This window comes from Streptomyces sp. NRRL WC-3549, from assembly GCF_000721935.1.
Classification (GTDB): Bacteria; Actinomycetota; Actinomycetes; order Streptomycetales; family Streptomycetaceae; genus Streptomyces.
On record NZ_KL585390.1, the window covers coordinates 25,043 to 44,678 of the forward strand.

General features: G+C 66.2%; 15 protein-coding genes and 3 pseudogenes. 10 read left to right on the forward strand and 8 right to left on the reverse strand.

What is annotated here, in order from left to right:
* From IH13_RS0108255 to IH13_RS0108265, 3 genes and pseudogenes are all read right to left on the reverse strand, one after another.
* Nucleotides 1-1,464, reverse strand: a pseudogene (locus tag IH13_RS0108255) (ATP-binding protein); the annotation flags it as partial.
* Nucleotides 1,461-2,585 carry a DUF4007 family protein gene (locus IH13_RS0108260; protein WP_229823722.1) on the reverse strand — a complete coding sequence of 375 codons (1,125 nt, stop codon included), beginning with the start codon at nucleotides 2,583-2,585 and terminating at the stop codon, nucleotides 1,461-1,463. The pseudogene IH13_RS0108255 and the gene IH13_RS0108260, both read right to left, overlap by 4 nt.
* A gap of 35 nt (nucleotides 2,586-2,620) precedes the next feature.
* Nucleotides 2,621-3,796: a cysteine desulfurase family protein gene (locus tag IH13_RS0108265; RefSeq protein WP_031082438.1), complete on the reverse strand. Its 1,176-nt coding sequence runs from the start codon at nucleotides 3,794-3,796 to the stop codon at nucleotides 2,621-2,623.
* 419 nt (nucleotides 3,797-4,215) lie between these two features.
* On the opposite strand from IH13_RS0108265, the gene IH13_RS0108270 reads away from it, so the two are divergent.
* From IH13_RS0108270 to IH13_RS36975, 5 genes are all read left to right on the forward strand, one after another.
* Nucleotides 4,216-5,832, forward strand: coding sequence for a DEAD/DEAH box helicase (locus tag IH13_RS0108270; protein WP_031082439.1), 1,617 nt, complete (start codon nucleotides 4,216-4,218; stop codon nucleotides 5,830-5,832).
* Nucleotides 5,817-7,700: an ATP-binding protein gene (locus IH13_RS0108275; protein ID WP_234433249.1), complete on the forward strand. Its 1,884-nt coding sequence runs from the start codon at nucleotides 5,817-5,819 to the stop codon at nucleotides 7,698-7,700. The genes IH13_RS0108270 and IH13_RS0108275 overlap by 16 nt, the downstream gene beginning before the upstream one ends.
* On the forward strand, nucleotides 7,697-8,614 hold the full coding sequence (locus IH13_RS0108280) for a phospholipase D family protein (RefSeq protein WP_031082443.1): 918 nt from the start codon (nucleotides 7,697-7,699) through the stop codon (nucleotides 8,612-8,614). The genes IH13_RS0108275 and IH13_RS0108280 overlap by 4 nt, the downstream gene beginning before the upstream one ends.
* Before the next feature lie 19 nt (nucleotides 8,615-8,633).
* The gene (locus IH13_RS0108285) at nucleotides 8,634-8,969 is read left to right on the forward strand and encodes a nucleoside triphosphate pyrophosphohydrolase (protein WP_031082445.1); all 336 of its coding nucleotides are present in this window, start codon (nucleotides 8,634-8,636) and stop codon (nucleotides 8,967-8,969) included.
* Between the two features lie 245 nt (nucleotides 8,970-9,214).
* Nucleotides 9,215-9,568, forward strand: a complete 354-nt coding sequence (locus IH13_RS36975) for an IS3 family transposase (RefSeq protein WP_051835796.1) — start codon at nucleotides 9,215-9,217, stop codon at nucleotides 9,566-9,568.
* Between the two features lie 134 nt (nucleotides 9,569-9,702).
* Here IH13_RS36975 and IH13_RS0108295 read toward each other — a convergent pair whose 3' ends face one another.
* Together IH13_RS0108295 and IH13_RS44465 are read right to left on the reverse strand one after the other, a co-directional pair.
* Nucleotides 9,703-10,152, reverse strand: coding sequence for a hypothetical protein (locus IH13_RS0108295; protein ID WP_158791104.1), 450 nt, complete (start codon nucleotides 10,150-10,152; stop codon nucleotides 9,703-9,705).
* A 234-nt stretch (nucleotides 10,153-10,386) separates the two neighbouring features.
* Nucleotides 10,387-10,620, reverse strand: a complete 234-nt coding sequence (locus tag IH13_RS44465) for a DUF5958 family protein (RefSeq protein ID WP_234433250.1) — start codon at nucleotides 10,618-10,620, stop codon at nucleotides 10,387-10,389.
* 57 nt (nucleotides 10,621-10,677) lie between these two features.
* On the opposite strand from IH13_RS44465, the gene IH13_RS0108305 reads away from it, so the two are divergent.
* Together IH13_RS0108305 and IH13_RS0108310 are read left to right on the forward strand one after the other, a co-directional pair.
* Nucleotides 10,678-11,349 (forward strand): hypothetical protein, encoded by a 672-nt coding sequence (locus IH13_RS0108305; RefSeq protein ID WP_031082449.1) that lies wholly within the window; start codon nucleotides 10,678-10,680, stop codon nucleotides 11,347-11,349.
* 561 nt (nucleotides 11,350-11,910) lie between these two features.
* Nucleotides 11,911-12,705 carry an SAM-dependent methyltransferase gene (locus IH13_RS0108310; protein ID WP_031082450.1) on the forward strand — a complete coding sequence of 265 codons (795 nt, stop codon included), beginning with the start codon at nucleotides 11,911-11,913 and terminating at the stop codon, nucleotides 12,703-12,705.
* 65 nt (nucleotides 12,706-12,770) lie between these two features.
* On the opposite strand, the gene IH13_RS0108315 is transcribed toward IH13_RS0108310, so the two are convergent.
* Both IH13_RS0108315 and IH13_RS36980 read right to left on the reverse strand, forming a co-directional pair.
* A complete protein-coding gene (locus IH13_RS0108315; RefSeq protein ID WP_037841001.1) occupies nucleotides 12,771-14,225 on the reverse strand; it encodes a glycosyltransferase family 39 protein in 1,455 nt (484 codons plus the stop codon).
* Nucleotides 14,226-15,356: 1,131 nt separating this feature from the next.
* Nucleotides 15,357-15,810: pseudogene (locus IH13_RS36980) on the reverse strand (GNAT family N-acetyltransferase).
* Nucleotides 15,811-15,859: 49 nt separating this feature from the next.
* On the opposite strand from IH13_RS36980, the gene IH13_RS0108325 reads away from it, so the two are divergent.
* Nucleotides 15,860-16,675, forward strand: a complete 816-nt coding sequence (locus IH13_RS0108325; RefSeq protein ID WP_031082454.1) for an exodeoxyribonuclease III — start codon at nucleotides 15,860-15,862, stop codon at nucleotides 16,673-16,675.
* Between the two features lie 206 nt (nucleotides 16,676-16,881).
* Here IH13_RS0108325 and IH13_RS36985 read toward each other — a convergent pair.
* Nucleotides 16,882-17,502: pseudogene (locus tag IH13_RS36985) on the reverse strand (MerR family transcriptional regulator); the annotation flags it as partial.
* A 169-nt stretch (nucleotides 17,503-17,671) separates the two neighbouring features.
* Here IH13_RS36985 and IH13_RS0108335 point away from each other — a divergent pair.
* Together IH13_RS0108335 and IH13_RS0108340 are read left to right on the forward strand one after the other, a co-directional pair.
* Nucleotides 17,672-19,195, forward strand: a complete 1,524-nt coding sequence (locus tag IH13_RS0108335) for a flavin-containing monooxygenase (RefSeq protein ID WP_031082458.1) — start codon at nucleotides 17,672-17,674, stop codon at nucleotides 19,193-19,195.
* The coding region (locus tag IH13_RS0108340; RefSeq protein WP_031082461.1) for an alpha/beta fold hydrolase at nucleotides 19,192-19,636 on the forward strand (445 nt) is incomplete at its 3' end. The genes IH13_RS0108335 and IH13_RS0108340, both read left to right, overlap by 4 nt.

Below are 19,636 nucleotides of genomic sequence, written 5' to 3' on the forward strand. Positions count from 1 at the left end.
CCCCAGCCGCTTCTTCAGCTGCTCGAAGCGGTTGACGTCGGTAGCGTCGATCGGGTCGTTCAGCGCGAACTGAATCATCGCTGGCGTCGCCCGCAGCATGCCGTCCGCGTCGATGAGGTTCAGGACGCCGATGGCCTTGAGGAGCGACTGGTCTTCTTCCGGGAGGCCGTTAGCCTCTTCGAGCCGGGTGTTGATCTCCAGCCAGCGGCTCGCCTTGGAAGAGGCGAGAATCGTGGTCCGCCCGGCAGAGAAGAAGAAGTCGTACAGCTGCGGAATGCGCAGCGTTGAGGCTCGTTCCGGAGAGCTGGCCGCGAACGTGTCCAAGCTGCGCCGCACGGTGAACGGTTCGTCGTTGACGAGGAAACCGCTGAGGCTGCGGTCGTTCTGGCCGATCTGAGATGCCATGAGCGGCGCGGCAACTGCAGTGAGCGGGTGCAGCGGGTACAGGTTGGCGAATGACTCTACGGAGACATCGACCACCGAGTGCAGCGACTGGTGACGCCAGATTCCGTGGGCGGCCTGAGCCTGCGCCTTGATCAACTTGTGGCTCTGCTCCGGCAAGGCGGAGTGGTCCAACTTCCGCTGAAGAAGGTAGAGCGCGTCACCGAGGTTCGGGGCGAAGGTGACGTCCTCGAAACGGCCCTGGATCTTGGCCCATTCCTGGGTCTGGACCGAGTTCGACCGAGAGGTGTAGTCACTGAACGCCAGGTGCTGCAGGGTGAAGATGTAGAGCGGGAGGCCCTTTGCTCCGGCACCCTTCTCCGCGAGGAGTTGGAGCAGGAAGACGTCGCTGTCGGCGTTCTTCCTGTTCGCCTCGACGGACACCAGGTGTTCCAGCGTCTTGCCGAACTCATCGATGATCAGTAGAAGCGGTGCCCTGCCGCACAGCGTGGTGACGGCATTCAGCAGGCTGTCCGTAGTCGGGACGTCCGTCTCAGCGCAGGCAGCCATGACGGACGCGATGTCCTTCGGAACACGCTTCTTCCACTTACGTTCCACCGCAGTCTGGAGTGCCCGGTGGACGGTAACCGCCAGCGGCTCACGACGAGCCGTGGTGACTGCGCCCAGGAAGCCGTCGCCAGGGTGGGTATCCCGGTTCTCGGCGATCTCCTGCGCAAGTGCTGGGTGCATTGCCGAAACGGCCTCGTGAGCAGCGGCTCTGCGGTTCGTGTCGTGACCGAGCAGAGCGTCGATCAAGTTGGAGAGCGTCGACTTGCCGGACCCGTACGGTCCGGTGAAGGACCATGCGCGGGAGCGCTTGAGGTCGCCCAGAGCGTTGCCCACGCGGTCGAGAACGTCGAACGCGCGTACACCGACGTACGGGGAATGCAGGTCCGCGTCGTATACGTCGCGTTCGAGGTTGGTGGAGCGGAACTCCGTGCCAACGAAGCTGATCCCGGCGGGGATCTGGGCACCAGTGTGCTTCGCCCTGGTGCGAGCAGAAGGCTGGGTGGCCGTGGTCACGCGAGCTCCTCGTTCTTGTCAGCCTGCAGGGGGAACAGCTCCTGGGCGGTCTCAGCGTCATCCGTGGCCTTCTTCAGGCCCGGCTTCTCCCGCATCCACTCCTCAGGGGTCGGGAAGCCGTCGCGGTCACGTACGCGGCCGTACTGCTCGTCGAGAATGTCCCAGGCGAGAGTCTCGGGATTGTCCGCGAAACGCAGACTCCGCTGTCCGAGAGACTCGACGATCTCCAGCTGCGGGTGCTTCTCGACGAGCGCTTCGATCGACCGCGCGAGCTCAGGTTCACGCATTCGGAAGGCGAGCCCGGGTGCTCCAGGCTCGTTGGCGAGCCGGGCCAATGAGATGGAAGCCGGCCTGCGCGAGAAGCGCGCGGCATAGTCAAGGCAGGCGTACAAGAGGACGCGAGGCGGGAGGCTGGGGCGGATGCCGCTGGTGAAGCGGTAGGTGCGCTCCTTACCGCGCCCTCCCTGGTACTCCAGCAGGCCGAGCTCGCGGAAGGGGCAGAGGAGCGAGTCCTCGAAGCTGCCCGGGGACAGGGGGTTCGCGTCGGGGTCGGGTGCGTACATCTTGATGAAGCACTCGGCATCGCGGGTGACGGACTCAGCCGCCGGCCACTGCTCACGCTCGAAGCTTTCGTGCACCTCGCGCGTAATGAGTGCGGTCATCTCATCGATCGTGACGCGGGCCAGCGGAGCGAGGTGGAACATCGTGTACCAGCTCGGGGCAAGGCAGGGAGCTTCCTCGCTGCCCGAGACGAGCCACCAGTGCAGCAGCCACAGGCTGCCGGTGTCCTCAAGGTAGGGATCGGCCCCGTCCTCGTCCAGGAGCCACCGGGCACGCCAGGTCGGTGCGGCTGCGAGGGAACGTGACTGGTTCTCGGCACTGCGGTATTCATGGGTCAGCTTGAAAGCCTGCGACCAGTAACGCATCGAATAGACCATGTTCTTACCCACACCGAGACGCACAAGAGCGTCTGGAGCATGGAAGAGCATCTCGTCCTGCTTGACCTGAAGGTATGCCTTGTGCAGCCAGCCGAAGCGCGGGGGGAAGCTTTCGTGGCGGTTGAATTTGAGTCCGACGACGTCGGAGAGGCGGCCTTCTGGCATTACAGTCGAGCCCTTCATTGCGAAGTGTGGATAAGAAGTTTTGGAAAGTCCGGTCAAGGGCCGGCGGTGGCACTCATGAGCGCTTGGACATGTGTGACGGCCTGCGCTGTGGAGGCCACGGCCCGACGGACCTCTTGTTCCGTTGTGGAATAGCCCAGCGAAAAACGGATCGTGGCATCGGCGTCTTCGCGGCTGAGGCCCATGGCGACAAGAACATGACTTGGGCTTGGAGCGCCCGCAGCGCAGGCGCTGCCGTCGGAGGCGGCCACATCCGGCATGGAAGAAAGTACCGCGTCGGCGGGAGCGCCGGGGAAAGTGATGCTTGTTACGCCGGGTAGCCGGGGCGCTCCGGCGCCGTTGACATAGCTACCAGGAAGACGGGCAAGTAGCTCGCCTTCCAGGAGGTCTCGCAGCTTGGTGCTGCGGGAGGCGTCCTCAAGGAGATCTCGGTTGGCGGCCTCGGCGGCAGCCCCCAGGCCGGTGATGCCGGGAACGTTGAGAGTGCCGGCACGCCAGCCACGCTCGTGACCGCCGCCGAAGGTCAGGGGGCGCTGTGGCAGCCGGATACCACGCCGGATGAACAGTGCACCGACGCCTTGCGGGCCCCCGAATTTGTGCGCGGAGAGCGACATCAGGTCGACGTTGAGCACCCCCAGGTCAAGGGGGAGCTTGCCGACGTACTGTGTCGCGTCCGTGTGAATCAGGGCTCCAGCCGAATGGGCGGCCTCGATCATCGGACTGAGGTCGGTGATCACGCCGGTCTCGTTGTTCGCGAGCATCAGCGAGACGAGGGATACGTCTCGCCCCAGGAACGAGGCTTTGAACGCCTCTGTGTCGAGTTGGCCTTGTCGGTCTACAGGCAAGATGGTGAGGGAGTCTGAGGCGCCGCAAGTGAGAGCTCGTGCGGTCTCCAGCACGGCCGGGTGCTCGACGGCGGAGGTGACGATTACCTGCTGCCCGGTGTGAGCGGCGTGCAAGGCAAGGTTGTTGGCCTCGGTGGCGCCAGAGGTGAAGATGATCTCGCCAGGGGAGCAACCCAGTAGATCTGCGAGGCTTCGGCGTGCTCGGTCGACCCTGCCTGCGGCACTGCGGCCGTGATGGTGGACGCTGGAGGCATTGCCTACGGCGCTGAGCGCTTCGTTCATCGCTGCGAGTGCTGCCGGGCGCATGGGAGCTGTGGCGTTGTAGTCGAGGTACGCCGACCGCGACTCGATCGCATCAGGTTCCATGAAATGCCCCCACTCGTCGTGATTCGCTCCTTATGCCGCTCGTCCTGGTGGGCGTTCTCGACCGGTAGCTCAGGTTCCACCAGGAGCGTCCTGCGATCCTAACGAACCTTCGGGGCTAGTGGGACCGGCACGCCGCAGGTAGTGCAGGCACTAGCGCTGCGTGAGCATCTCGCATCGAAGAGTGTTCTCTTTTGTTCGTGAGCTTCTGATCAGGGCGGATGTGCGCCCGGTGAAGCCTGAATCGGCGATCTTCGGCCCGTTGTCAGTGGTGGCCTCTACTGTGGATCGCACGTTGTGACCCGAGTCACGGCGGCAACAAGGATCGGACAGCACGGCGTGGTGGAGAGTCGGCAAGTGCAAGGTGGGGACGCGAGAGGCGCGGAAGCGCCTCGGCTGAGGCGCGAGGGAGCTGAAGCGGGATGAGTTCACCCGGCATCGCATTCGCGCGCGTCCTAGATGCGGCCTCCCTTGATTACGTACGCGGCCTTCTCGGTGAGGAGGCGTGCACGCTCCTTGACCTTCTGAGTGGTGGGGATGCCGACGAGGCAATGCTTCGGTCGGTAGCGGCGGCGGCTGTATCCCCTGAGCAGATTTTGTCCGATGTCGATAAGCGGCAAGAGTTTCTGGATATTTTGCCGGGTGGCAAAACGGATGAGCTTGCAGGAAGGCTGGGGTGGAAGGGGTCTGGTCGAGCTGCGACGTTCCTGCGGAAGTGCGATTGGACGGCGGAACAGCGCAGGACCCTTTTGGGTTTTCTGGGCTTGATTGTCGAACGAGCGCCGAAGGCTCCTCCTGCAGTGCGGGGTACGGCAGAGGCGGGCTACGCGCTCTTCTCGCATCAGCGTCGCGCGGCGGCACGAGCTAGCGAGCGGTTGTACGCGGATGAGCGGCGGGTCGTCCTCCACCTACCGACTGGGGTAGGGAAGACCCGGACGGCGATGAACATGATCAGTGATCATTTGCGATCACGCGAACCGACACTCGTTGTGTGGCTGGCGCGCGGGAACGAGCTTCTAGAGCAAGCCGCTTCGGAATTCGAGCGAGCGTGGGCAACCCTCGGGAACAGGGATGTGCACGTGGCCCGGATGTGGGGGGACGCAGCAGCTGATCTGACAGGGGTCACCGACGGGATCGTGGTCCTGGGGCTCGACAAGGCGGTCGCCGCGATCAAGAAGGACCGAGACTTTCTCGACCGCTTGGCACTGAAGACGACCCTGACTGTTTTCGATGAGGCGCATCAGGCCATCGCGCCGACATACAGCAGGGTCACGGATGCACTGACGCTTCGCCGGGACTCAAGCCTGCTGGGACTGACCGCGACTCCTGGTCGGACCTGGGCAAACGTCGAGGAGGACAAGCGGCTGTCTGAGTTCTTCGCTCGACACAAGGTCATGCTGGAACTCGAGGGGCACGACAACCCGGTCAGCGCCTTGATCGAGGACGGTTACCTGGCTCGTCCTACCTTCCGGACCGTCGCTGCCGACTCCGGCATGAAGTTGAGCAGAAGCGACTGGCACGCGTTGGTGGATGCGTTCGACATCCCCGAGAAGCTGATGGCTCAACTGTCGACGAGCGCGCAGTGGAACCTGCAAGTCGTACGGACGGTGCTTGAGCTGTCGAAGGAGCACTCGAGGATCTTGCTATTCGCGGCCTCGGTGGAGCACAGCCGACTGTTGGTGTCCACGCTGTCTGCTCTCGGTATCGATGCGGAGCAGGTGACCGCCGACTCTTCTAAGCAGCACAGAGCGAAGGTGATCGCTCGGTTCAAGGGGAAGTCGAACCGCCCCATGGTGCTGTCGAACTTTGGAGTGCTGACGACCGGGTTTGATGCTCCGGCTGCCAGCGCTGCTGTTATCGCACGTCCTACAACCTCTCTGGTGTTGTATAGCCAGATGGTGGGGAGGGTGATCCGCGGGCCGAAGGCCGGCGGTACCTCGACGTGCGAAGTTGTGACCGTAATTGACCCTGATCTTCCGGGGTTTGGCGATGTGGCAGATGCGTTTACCAACTGGGAGGACGTGTGGAGCAGCAGATGATCGATGTCGACAGCTACCCGATTGTCAGCGCGGACATGACGGTCAAGGCGATGCGAGACAGTGGGTACAAATCCACCGCGCACGCCATCGCCGAGCTGATCGACAACGGCATCGAAGCGAAGGCGGACGTCGTTGAACTCTTCACCGTAGAGGCGACTGAGAAGCCCACGGAACGATCGCGCTACCCGATCGCGAAGATCGCGGTGATGGACAACGGCACCGGTATGGATCGGGAGACGCTTCGGAGGTCGCTCCGGTTCGGCGTGGGAAGCCGCCAGGAGCGCAAGGGCATAGGGCGTTTCGGCGTGGGCCTCCCCAACTCCAGCATGTCCCAGTGCACTCGCGTGGACGTGTGGTCGTGGCAGAACGGTCCTGAGAACGCACTCCACACGTACCTCGATCTGCACAGGATCGACGGCACCGACGCGCAGGTTCCGGAGCCGGCGCTGAAAGCAGTTCCGCAGGAGTGGCAGAAGTTGAGCCAAGGGCTCGGGACGTCCGGAACCTTGGTCCTCTGGACCGATCTCGACCGCGTTCAGTGGATCGGCACGGCCACAACGCTGAAGCACACCGAATGGCTCATTGGCCGGATCTATCGCAGGTACATCACGGATGGGCGGTGCCGGATCCGTCTGGTCCCGGTCCGTGGAGGGGAAGAGCTCCCTGGGGCTGCCGACGCTCTGCCTAACGATCCGCTGTACTTGACGCCGAAGTCATCCACCCCTGCACCGTTCGATACAAAGCCGATGTTCAGGCCGATCGGCGCAGGGTCCGTGGGAGAGATCGGCGTCGAAGAGTTCATGGTCAAGGGAGTTGACGGTAAGTCGTATCCGGTCACAGTCCGAGCCTCGATCGCTACGGACGCTGCTCGCCGCTCGGATATCGAGGATGAGCCCTGGCCGGAGGACGTCACTCCGACGCTGGATCCTGGTCGAACTCTCTGGGGCAAGCACGCAGCCCGGAATCTCGGTATCTCGCTCATGCGGGCGGACCGTGAGCTGGACCTGGACAACGGCTGGACCAGCACGTCCGATCCGGTGGAGCGGTGGTGGGGAATCGAGATCGACTTTCCGCCTCAGCTCGACGAAGTCTTCGGCGTGACGAACAACAAGCAGTCAGCCACGAAGTTCACGGCCCTCTCGCACTTCAACTGGGAGGAGGAAGGAGAAGGGCTCACCCAGCTGGAGTTCAAGGAGCTGCTGAAGGAGGAGGGGGACGGCCGTGTACCGCTGATGGAGATCGTCTTCCACGTGCGGGACAAGCTTCTCAAGCTGCTGAGGGACGAGCTGAAGCAGCAGACTCGAGGTACGCGGAAGGCGCGTAGCCGCCATGAGTCGGCTGAGAAGCAGGCCGAGCAGGCTGTAAGGCGCAGGCGTGAGGAAGCCAGCCCCAGCGAGACGGACTTGCTGGAGGATCAGAAGACGGCCGAAGAGAGTCGGCAGGAACAGATCGACGACTTGGTCAAGGAGCATGAGTACACGCCTCTTGACGCAGAACGGATGGTCGCCGAGACCATGGCGCAGAACCGCCATGTCCGGCTGATCACCAGCCGTTCCCCTGATTCACCTGCGTTCTTCAACATCAAGTACTACGGCGGCGTGCTTCAGGTTTCGTTGAACATGGACCACCCGGTCTACGACGACCTGGTGGCAGTTCTGGACGATGAGTATCAGGACTCCAGCCCGAGCGAGCTCAAGGACAGACTGGAGCGGGCTTCGAGCGCCTTCAAGTTGCTGCTGTTCTCCTGGGCGCGCTTCGAGGATGAGACGACGCAGCCGCGCACGAAGGAGCGCATCAAGAGCTTCCGGCAGGACTGGGGTCGCATGGCCAGGGAGTTCTTTACGGTCGACGAAGAGGACGATGAGTGAGACCGGGTTACGTCTGGGGGCAGCTTCACGAGCTGTTGAGCTCGGCGAGCGAACGTGTCGTGCTGGTGGCGCCCTTCATCAAGAAGGAAGTGTTCGTTGCGGCTGTTGCTGCCCTCGGTGATCGAGATGTCGAACTGCTCTGCGTGACCCGCTGGGCAGTCATGGAGATTGCGGCCGGTGTCTCCGATCCGGAGATCGCGGAGGTCGCAGAGCGGGACCCTCGTGTCTCCATCGTGCTCTGCCACGACCTCCATGCGAAGGTGTACGTGGCGGATGATCGCTGCCTCGTGGGGTCGGCCAACCTGACGGGGCGGGCGACCGGGCGGAGGATTCCGAAGAACCTCGAAGTGCTCGTCGAGGTACCCGCCGATCATCCGGAGGTGAGGTTGGTCCTTGACCAGGTTCAGCGGACAGCCGTGCCGGCAGATGCAGAGATGGGGCGGCGCCTTCGAGAGCAGGCGAACCTCCTCGCTAACGATGAGGACCGGCCGGATCTTGTGGTCCTCGTGGACGAGGTGGATTCGACCCCCACACGGTGGCGTCCGGAAACGCGCATGCCGGCTCGCCTCTCCAGGGTCTATCGCGGGCTGAAGTGCGATTTCCCGCATGAGATTCTTGCTGGCGTTGTACGGGACCTGGCGCATCTGGACATCTCGCCCGGCTTGGACGAGACAGCCTTTTCCTCGGCTGTACGGACCCGCCTCTACGAGCTCGCCGAAGTCGCCGCGCTCGCGAGGACGGGGAGCCTCAACCAGGTGGACCTTCAGCGGTCGATCATGGAGGCGGATGGCTGCGAGGAGGAGGTCGCGCAGCGCGCGGCTGAGAACATTGCTGAGTGGCTCAAGTACTTCGACGAGGTCAGGATCGTCCAGACCGGGCCCTGGGAGCTGATGCAGGGGCGGGAGATTCGATGATCTTGAAAGGGTGTTCCTGATGAGGGCGGGCGGGAAGCTCGTACGGGACCGGATCCCGGAGATCATCCGCAGGAACGGCGAAGAGCCGGTTTCGTACGTCGCCGATGCGTCGGAGTATCGGCAACGGCTGCGTGACAAGCTGAGCGAGGAGACTGACGAGTTCCTTCAGGCAGACGGCGAGATTGCCAAGGAAGAGCTCGCCGATGTACTTGAAGTAGTTCAAGCGCTTGCGCGCAATCTAGGCATGACTCTGGACGATCTGGAACGCCTTCGCGCGAGCAAGGCCGCCGAGCGGGGTGGTTTCGAGAACCGCATCATCTGGATGAACAAGGTGGGCGGTGAGGGTCGCGAGTAGCTGAGCTTGGCCTCTCTACCAAGGGTTGGGGGTGCCTGTGAGGCGGATGAGCCACCGACGGGAAGCGCGGCGACCACGCAAGTAGACGATCTCCGCCTCTGGGGCGAGGCGTGAGATCGCCGCTTCGTGGCGTGCCGCGGCCGAGTCGTGGCGGAGGCGCCGGATGAGTGCACGGTGCGGATGAAGGGCGCGGTGCGGCTTCAGGATGACGACTATGTCGCAGGCTGACAGGTGACTGTCGGTAGGTGGCGGTGATCGGTTTCGCGTACCTAGGGTGCCACGGGCGGGACCTGGCTGGTGCGCTCGGTGCGGCGGCGGAGGCGGTGCTGACCGAGCAGATCCGCAGTATTTACATCGAGACCAAGGGCGCCTACGGCGTTCCTCGGATCACGCGTGAGCTGCGGGAATCCAGTCCGGTGGTGAACCACAAGCGGTTGGCGAGGCTGATGCGGGCCGCCGGGATCACCGCCCGCCACCTGCGGAAAGGCAAGCGCACCACCGTCCAGTACGCACGGGCGCCGAAGGCCCCGGGCCTGGTGGGCCGGGACTTCACCGAGCCGAGGACGGATGTCCGCTGGTTCGGAAACATCACGTACTAGCCGGTCAGGAACGACTGGTTGTACCTGGCCACGGTCATCGAAATGCATTCAAGGCGCGTGGTCGGCTGGTCGATGGCCGAGCACATGCGGGGCAAGTCACTGTCACCTGAAGGTGCAGCAGACCCGATGACATGTTAGTCCAAAGTGATCGGTCCGTCTGGAAGCCAGCCGTCAAGGTAGCCGTCGGTGAGGACCTTCACGGTCTCGACCTCGGGGTGGTCCAGCCAGAGGTCGAGGGCGGCTCGGGGAGTCCAGAAGATGTTCCTGCCCGAGATTTCATCAGCTGACCCCGCAGCGACTCGGACGATGTGAAAGCGCTCCTCCCTCCGCAAGGTGGCGCGTTCGGGGGCGGAAGCCCAGCGGTGGCCAGTGACTGTGCCGATTCTCATCGGACGCACGGGGAAGAGGTCGCGACAGAGTCGGTATGCGGTGTCTGTGTAGTTGTCGCCCAGCAGGGCCGGGCGCTGAGGGAGAGTCCACTTCGGGTGACCGGCCTCTGGGGGCAGCAGGGCGATGCGGTGAGTGAGGTCGATCGCGATGACCTTCGCGATGCGGTGCAATCGTGGAGCTGGCAGGTATCCCATGTTCGAAGGCTTTCTTGTGGCTAATCAAATAGCCAACTTGGTGCGGCGTGCGGGTGATGTGTTTGTTGTGGACATGGCGATTCGGGAAGTGGTCATGCGGTTCGCGGGAAAGAGGGTGTGAAGACCTGGCATCGCCGCAGGTCAGACCTACTCGTGAACGCCCCACCGCACACACGAGATCCCGTCCGATCGAAAGATCGGGCGGGATCCCGTCGTTTCAGGGGCGCTCGATGATTACTGCTGGGAGTCCGGCGTCAGCGATCGGCCTGCGCCGGACATCGTGTGCCACCAGTGACCGCATCCGCCTGGACAGTAGCGCTCGCGGTGCCGTGCGTCGGCGATCGTGAGCACTGCGATCAGGAGTCGGAACGCCTTGTGGCGTTCGCCGAGGGGCACGAGGCCGGCGATCTTCCACCGCCGGCGTGTGTGTCGGGCGCAGTCGCTGCGCAAGTTCGTTGAGCAGGACATTGCGATGATTCATGACCGCCTGCCGTGCGGCAGGCGGCGCCTGGAGGTGATCGCGACGTGATCTCGCACACCGGTACCGTCTTCAACGACGGGCCGGTCCGACGCGTGGTCGAGACGGCGCTGCGCGCCCAGCAGTCGCAGGGCGCCCTAAACCTGGTCGATGAGCTCAGGCGCTTCGTCCGCACCACGTGTGCTGCCGACACGACGCGTTGGCTGCTTCCCGTCGTGTCCGTCGCGGCCCTGCTGGACCACACGGCCGACCTGTTGCGGTCGGAGGGCCCGGCACTCTTCCCACGTACGTTCACCGGACGGTTGGACGAGGCGCGAGACGGTGTTCCGGGAGACGAGTACCTGCGCACGCTGGCCGGCCTGATCCGGGTGGTCGATCAGGAACCGGAGGCCGGATTCGCCGATCTGCCCCTGGCGGGCTGGGAGGCGGCGGCGCGCTTTCCAGAGCTTCTCCGTCTCGGCGCCAACTGGATCCATGACGGCGAGTACCCCTCGCTGTCCGATGCGGTCACGGCTTTCGTCGAAGCGGAGCATCCGTTCTGCAGCGAGACGTTCCCCCGACCGGCAGCCGAGGCCCAGTCGGTACTCGTGACCTTTCCGCAGCCTGCGGCGCTGTCCGCCAATGTGACGCGTTGGATTCCCTGGGTTTCGCACGACGCACTCCGCGAGATCATCCGGAGAATCGACGACCATATGCGCAACGAGCACTCCGGTTCCTGAACGGTGCACCGCCCAAAGGGAGTTCTTCGCGTGGCCGTAAGGGCTCGCTCGGCCGCCACGGTGGGGACGTCGTCCCCGGAGACGGTCACCCGCTCCTGCCCGTCTATCCGGACCCGGATGGCACCGAACAGGGTGTCGTGAGTGCCGGAGGAGGCAGGGGAGAGGTCATTCACGACGAGCTTCCTCGGGTGGTCGGAACTTCCCCGGGCAGGGGCTGACTTCACGCTTCACGAAGCCTTTCAGCGTACGCCGACGAGCAGTTGGGTCACGCTGTCCGGCGGTGGAAGGCGCTACGGAGGAGACGGTCTTGGTGGGGCGCTCGCACCGGTCGGCCGGGCGCTGTTCCTCCGCCACGACGTATGAGGGGCCTCCGGGTGACGGGCTCCCGGGCCCGCACGGGGACGGGCGGAACGCTGAACGCCCCCGGGGCCGGCACTCCTCCTCGCCGGACAGACCTTAGGCTGTCCCTGCTCACCCGCCTTGCCGGTGACCGCTGTTGGGGGTGCCGGGCAGGTCAGGTGCGGCGTTCACTGCCCGTGGTTCCGTACGGAGGAGCGTCCTGTGACGGCCGGTACCGGTATACCCAGCTCCCGCATCGACACCAGCAAGCCGCATCCGGCACGCGTCTACGACTGGTTGCTCGGTGGCAAGGACAACTACCCGGTCGACCAGGAGGTCGCCGAGAGGCTGCCGGCCGAGGCGCGGGCCAACGCGGCCCGGAACCGGGCGTTCATGCACCGGGCGTCCGCCTGGCTGGCGGGGCAGGGGATCGACCAGTTCCTGGACATCGGCACCGGCATCCCGACCTCGCCCAACCTCCACCAGGTCGTCCAGGCCGTCGCACCGCACGCCCGGGTCGTCTACGCGGACAACGACCCCATCGTCCTGCGGCACGCGGAGGCGCTGCTGATCAGCAGCGCGGAGGGGATGACCGACTACATCCACGCCGACGTGCGGGAGCCCGACGCGATTGTTGAACAGGCCGCCAGGACCCTGGACTTCACCCGGCCCGTGGCCCTGTCCATGATCGCCCTGATGCACTTCCTGCCCGACGACCAGGACCCCTACGGCATCACCCGTACCCTGGTCGGCGCCCTGCCGTCCGGCAGTCACCTGGTCCTCTCGCACGGGACGGCCGACCAGCACCCGGAGCTGAAGCAGGAGACCGAGTCCGCGTACAAGAAGGGGGCCATCGCGCTCCGTATGCGTACCCGCGCCGAGGTCGAGCCGTTCTTCGAGGGGCTGGAGCTGGTGGATCCGGGGCTGGTGACGGCGCCCGAGTGGTACCGGGAGGGGCAGACCGCGCCGGTGTACGAGCGCAGCGGGTTCTACGTGGGTGTGGCCCGGGTTCCCTGAAGACGGCCGGGAGGCCGCCGGCCGCCCCCTGCCGCGCCCCGGGAAACGTTGGCGCCGCCACGGGGTCACGGAGCGGGTACGAGCCGCTCGTACACGATCACCCGTCGGCCGCGGGCCTGTTCGTCGGACAACGGAGTGAAGTACTTTTCCAGCACTTCGATCTTCGTTCGGTCCCGCTCTCCCCGTGCCGGCTTCGCCACCCCCGTGGCGTCCGTGATCAGGATGATCCGGTGTTGGGCGAGCATCGCCGTCCGGACCTGCGAAGGGATCGCCTCCTCGCCCTTCAGCGTCCCGGAATCCTTGGGGCTCGTTGCCAGAGCGATATCGTGCAGGCCGGTGAACGCCTCGGGGGAGACGAGCCTGGTGTCCCGTCGCGCGGAGGGTATGAAGAGCACCCCGTCTCCGTCTCGCTTCAGCTGCCGGGTCTGCGCGGCAGCCGCTAGGACATCGTCCACTCTGCTCGCCGGTGATCTCTTGGCCAGTGACTGCGGCAGCAGCGCGATCATGGCAACAGCGAGTATCACCGGGAGAGTCCACAACGATGCTTTCGGTGACCACTGCGCGACCACTCGCACCGCGGCGCCGAGGGCTCCTCCGATCAGTATCGCCAGACCGAGCAGGCTGAACAGGATGTACCGGTCCACGAACAGCGGCTGGAACAGGGAGAGTCCGATCAGACCCATCTGCGGAACTGCCAGGAGGGGCAGCCCGACGGACGCCACCGAAAGTCGTCCCGCCCCGGGTCCGGCCAGCAGGCATCCGAGCCCACCGACCGCCAGCAGGACGGCGGGGCCTATCAGCATGTGCCAGGTCAACGGCGGTATCCAAGACACCTGGGCGGACTGTCTCATGCTGAAGAGGATCAGGGGCAGGGTCCCCGAGATGGCGACCGCCGAAGCGGTGGCCCAGCGTGCCCAGACCCCGCGCGCGGCTCGCGTCCACACGAGCGTCACCAGGTGCGCCGGCAGAATCAGCAGCGCCAGCCAGTTCAACCAGCCGCACATGAGCACGGCGCAGCAGTAGGCAGCCCAACCCCGCTTCTGGTGTCGCCCTTGCAGCATGGTCACGAGCAGTGAGGTCGCGACTCCGGCTCCGGCTGCGACCAGGGCGTAGGGCCGACCCTCCTGGAGGTAGAACTGCACGGCCGGGAGGACTCCGAACACCAACCCACCCCCCAGCCCTGCCCAGGGCCCGGCCAGTCGCAGGCCGATGACAGCCACACACAGGGCTCCCACTGCTATGGCCAGTACGGACGGCAGCCGCAGGACTGCGGTGGAAGGTCCGAAGCACTCGAAGAGTCCGTGCATGAACAAGTAGTAGAGGCCGTGCACGACGTCGACATGCTCCAGCAGGCGCACGATGTCGCTGGTGGACCGCTGGGCCACTTGCCAGGTCGCGGCCTCGTCCCGCCAGACACTGTTCTGCCGGGACAGGCCCCACAGGCCGAGGGCGACGGTCCATATCACCGGAATCAGCCATATATGAAGTGGAGTGCTACATGTGGCGGTCGTGGACTTCACGCCCGCCGGCTTCCGGCTCGACGAGCGGCGCTGTGACGAATCCGGCGAGACTGGAATGGTGCAGACCCGGGGAACTTCCGTAAGGGAATGACTACCACTTTTCAAGTCAATCGCCAGCCTGTTCAGGCCATGAGGGGTGGCTATGGGTGCCCGCCATGGAGCCGTGTCATTCGGTAACCCGGGTTGCGGATCTGAGACCCTACCCGGCGGCCCGCCCGGGCGGATTGAATGTGAGGCGAGTCACTCCAGGAATGAGGCATTCCGTATCGGGGTGACTGTGGCTTGTCGTCGCGTGAGGTACTGACGGGGCCTGAAGCGGGTGCCCGGAAGTGCGCATGGCTGGGTTCCATACGGGCCGGGTATGCGTTTTGCCTGCTCCGTGATGCCATGGCGGGCGCGAAGGGGGCGGGCTCATGGGAGTGCACTCTTCATCGGAGTGCCTGAGCCCCACGCCACGTGCCTGCACCTGCCGCTTTCGCCGGTGCGGCCGAGGCGTAAGGGTTTTGCTTTTCCAGACCGTTGCTCTGGAAATTGCTGCCGATGAGGAGGAGCGTTGTCGTTGATCCATGGCGAAAACCTGTCAAAGGATTCCGGTGCCCGAACTTTGTGGCGCGATGAGGAAATGGCGATCGTGCGTGGTGAAGGGGTGCCCGTCGTCAGTTCGAGCGGGCCCCCTGGGAAGTCCGTTTTCTGATCCGCTTCAGTCTGCCCGACAGGCAGAATGCAGGCACTGTTGACCCGTTGCGGGGAGGGGTGTCATTCGGTTCGGTAGGTGTGAAGCCCGGCTGTTCGACGTGACATCACCGGCTGCCTCTTCAGGCCCTACGCCCTGATTGAGAATGTGACCGTGGAAGAGCGCCTGAATGCGGCGGCAATGCCTCGTCTCGTAAAGGTCGAGCGGGGAGGCGGGCCCGTCCATCGCCGAAGCGCTCGATCGGGTGGGGCTCGGGGAACGGAGGGGATGGGCGGGTCCACTGCCTGTGCCGCCATGGTGACGGGCATGCTCCGGGGGCGGACCGGGTCGGATGCGCTGTCGTCATCGCTACCCCACGACGGCGTCGTCCGCGATGCGAGTGATGCCGTGATCGCCGTGCGTGATTCCGTTGAACGGGCCCTCCTGGAAGGCGCCGTTCAACAAGAACGCCGGCCCAGCGGCTTGGCCATGCAGATGCTGCTGTCGTATGCGCGGTAGTACCCGAACTTCGTGCAGACCTCGTAGCCGCAGGAGGTGTACAGGGCGACCGCCTCCGGCTGCTGGTCGCCGGTCTCCAGGACCATGTGTATAAGAGACAGGGGCGAGGCCCCGGCCCCGGCCCTCGGGGATCACGAACATGCGCTTGATCTCGGCGTCGCCGTCGGCATAGCCCTCGGCGTTCGCGTCCTGGCTGCGCCAGCCGCCGGTGGCCACCGGGCGGTCCTGCTCGTCGTAGGCGAGGAGGTACAGCCCGCGCGGCGGGTCGAACATGGTGGGGTCGAGCGGTGTGAGATCGCCCTCGTCGCCGTAGCGCTCCGCGTACTCGAGCTGCACCTGGTCGTTGAGTTTGACGGCGTCGGGATGGTCAAAAGGGCGAGGGTGGATAATCATGCGAATCATCGTACGTCTATGCGTGGGGTGATGTAGGTACTGTTTCCAGATGCTGACTGTTACTTCAGTAAATGTAAACGGGCTCCGCGCCGCCGCCAAGAAGGGTTTCGTGGAGTGGCTGGCGCAGACCGAGGCCGATGTCGTCTGCCTCCAGGAAGTCCGTGCCGAGCCGCAGCAGCTGCCCGAAGAGGTGCGTGAGCCCGACGGCTGGCACACCGTGCACGCCCCGGCGGCAGCCAAGGGGCGCGCGGGGGTGTCCCTCTATACGCGGCATGCGCCGGAGCGCGTGCAGATCGGATTCGGCGGGTTCGACGTTCCCGGGAGTGAGGAATTCGACACCAGCGGGCGCTATGTGGAGGTGGACCTCCCCGGAGTGACCGTCGCCAGCCTGTACCTGCCCTCCGGCGAGGTCGGCACGGAGCGCCAGGACGAGAAGGAGCGCTTCATGGCGGCCTTCCTGCCGTACCTGGAAGGGCTCAAGGCGCGTGCCGCCGCCGAGGGGCGCGAGGTGCTCGTGTGCGGCGACTGGAACATCGCCCACCAGGAGGCCGACCTCAAGAACTGGAAGGCCAACAGGAAGAACTCCGGTTTCCTCCCCGAGGAGCGCGCCTGGCTCACCCGGGTCTTCGGGGAGGCGGCGTACGTGGACGTGGTCCGTGCGCTGCACCCGGACCAGGAAGGGCCGTACTCGTGGTGGTCCTACCGTGGCCGGGCGTTCGACAACGACGCGGGCTGGCGGATCGACTACCAGGTCGCGACGGAGGGGCTGGCCGACCGCGCCGTGAAGGCGTGGGTGGAGCGGGCCGCCACGCACGGCGAGCGGTGGAGCGACCACGCGCCGGTCACCGTCACGTACGAGCGTTAGGCGCCGTACCCCGGCGAGTGCTCCCAGGGTGCTCTTTCGGCCGCCGGGGTGTGGCCCCGGGGGTCGTCCCCGGCCGCCGGGGTGTGGTCCCGGGGTTCGCCCCCGGCCGCCGGAGTGCGCTCCCCCGGTTCACTTCCGGCCGCCGGGGTGCGCTCCGGGCCGTCCTCGTCCGCTCCCGCATCCGTCCGGCGCGCCCCGTCCGCCGGGCCGCCCTCGTCGCGCAGTCGGCGGTCCAGGGCCATGGACAGTTCCGCGTCCACCACCGCGTGTGCCAGGACGCGCAGTTGGTCCTGGCCGGCGTCCGCGGTGTGGGTGTGCAGGACGCGGACGCAGAGCTCGGCGAGTGCGTCGGCGTGCTCGCGGACCTGGCGGCCCGCCGAGAGGACCGAGGCGAGCGGCACCCCGGCCCGCACCAGCTCGGACGACGCCTCCAGCAGGCGGCGGCTGATGTGCACGATCTCGTCGCCGTCCGTGCCGAGGTAGCCCAGTTCCATGGCGGCGGCGAGGTTCTCCGCGGTGGCCTCGTCGGCGAAGTAGTCCGCGAGCCGCTCCGGGGTCAGGCGGACCGGGGTCTCCTCGGTCGGTTCGCCCAGGCCCAGCACCTCCGCCACGTCGCGCCCGCTGTCGAAGGTGGCGGCGAGGTCGGCGATGCCGTTGAGGGTGTGGCCGCGTTCCAGCAGGCCGGTGATGGTGCGCAGCCGGGCCAGGTGGTGGTCGTCGTACCAGGCGATGCGGCCCTCGCGGCGAGGCGGCTGGATGAGTCCCCGCTCCCGGTAGAAGCGCAGGGTGCGCACGGTGATCCCGGCCTCCTCGGCCAGCTCCCCCATGCGGTACTCGCGGTGCTCGCGTCTTTCGGCCACACCTGAACCCTATGTTGTACCGCCGGTAACTTTCCTTGGTACGCCCCCTACCCATCGGTACGGAGCTGTTCTACCCTCCCAACCATGCCAGTGATTGCTGGCAGAGTCGTGTGACGTACCGCGGGGAGGCGGCAGCATGGCCCAGCACGAGCACGTACGGGTGGCGGTGATCGGATCCGGATTCGGGGGCCTCGGCGCCGCGGTCCGGCTCCGCCGCGAAGGCGTCACCGACTTCCTGGTCCTGGAGCGAGCCGGCTCCGTCGGTGGCACCTGGCGCGACAACAGCTACCCCGGCTGCGCCTGCGACGTACCGTCCCACCTCTACTCGTTCTCCTTCGCGCCGAACCCGGACTGGCCGCGCACCTTCTCCGGGCAGGAGCACATCCGCGCCTACCTGGAGCGGGTGGCCGACACCTTCGGGCTGCGTCCGCACATCCGGCTCAATCACGAGGTCACCCTCATGAGCTGGGACAACGACGCGCTGCACTGGGTGATCGAGACGGCGAACGGCACCACGCTCACCGCGGACGTCGTCGTCTCCGCGACCGGCCCGCTCTCCGACCCCAAGCTGCCCGACATACCGGGGCTCGCCGACTTCCCCGGCAAGGTCTTCCACTCCGCCCGGTGGGACCACGGCCACGACCTCGCGGGCCAACGCGTCGCGGTGATCGGCACCGGCGCCTCCGCCATCCAGATCGTGCCGGAGATCCAGCCGCGGGCGCGCCGGCTCACCCTCTTCCAGCGGACCCCGCCCTGGGTGATGCCGCGCATGGACCGCGCGATCACCGGGGCCGAGAAGTGGCTGCACCGCACGCTCCCCTTCACCGGTACCGCACGCCGCGGACTGCTGTGGGGCATCCGGGAGTTGCAGGTGGGCGCCTTCACCAAGCACCCGGACCAGCTCGGCCTCGTGGAGCGCATGGCCAAGGCCAACATGGCGCGGGCGATCAAGGACCCGGGGCTACGGGCCAAGCTGACCCCCTCGTACCGCATCGGCTGCAAGCGCATCCTGCTGTCCAACGTCTACTACCCGGCGCTCGCCGAGCCCAACGTGGACGTGATCGCCTCCGGGCTCGCCGAGGTGCGCGGCTCCACCCTCGTCGCCTCGGACGGTACGGAGACCGAGGCGGACGTCATCGTCCTCGGCACCGGCTTCCAAGTGACGGACATGCCGATCGCGGACCGGGTCGTCGGCGCCGAGGGCATCACGCTCGCCGAGTCCTGGAAGGACGGCATGGAGTCGCTGCGCGGGGCGAGCGCCGCCGGCTTCCCCAACTGGATGACGATCATCGGCCCCAACACCGGGCTCGGGAACTCCTCGATGATCCTCATGATCGAGTCGCAGCTGAACTACATGGCCGACTACCTGCGGCAGCTGGACGTCCTCGGCGGCCGTGTCGCGCTCGGCGCCCGGCCCTCCGCCGTGGGCGCCTGGAACCGGCGGGTGCAGGACCGGATGCGGCGGACCGTGTGGAACACCGGGGGCTGCACCAGCTGGTACCTGGACTCCATGGGCCGCAACACGACCGTCTGGCCCGGCACCACCGCCGAGTTCCGGCGGGCCACCCGCTCGGTCGACCTCGCGGAGTACGAGGTGATCCGGCCCCCCGTGCCGGACGGCACGCGGAAGGCGGCCCTGGCCGAGGAGGCCGCGCGATGAACCGGCTGCTGCGCCGCACGGACGCCCCGCCCGTGCCCGTACGGGAACTGGCCGCCACCTCCGCCGACGGCTCGCGCATACACGTCGAGCTGTACGGCCCCGACGACGCCCCCGCCGTCGTCCTGGCCCACGGCTGGACCTGCAACACCCATTTCTGGGCCGCGCAGATACGCGACCTGGCGGCCGACCACCGGGTCGTCGTCTACGACCAGCGGGGCCACGGGCGTTCGCCGGAGGCGGGTCCGGGCGGGTGCAGCACCCGGGCGCTCGCCGACGACCTGGAGGCGGTGCTGCGGGCCACCCTCGCGCCCGGCCGGAAGGCGGTGCTCGCCGGGCATTCCATGGGGGCGATGGCCCTCATGGCGGCGGCGCGCCGGGACGCCGTCCGCGATCACGGCGCCGCCGTCCTGCTGTGCAGCACCGGCAGCGCGCGGCTGACCG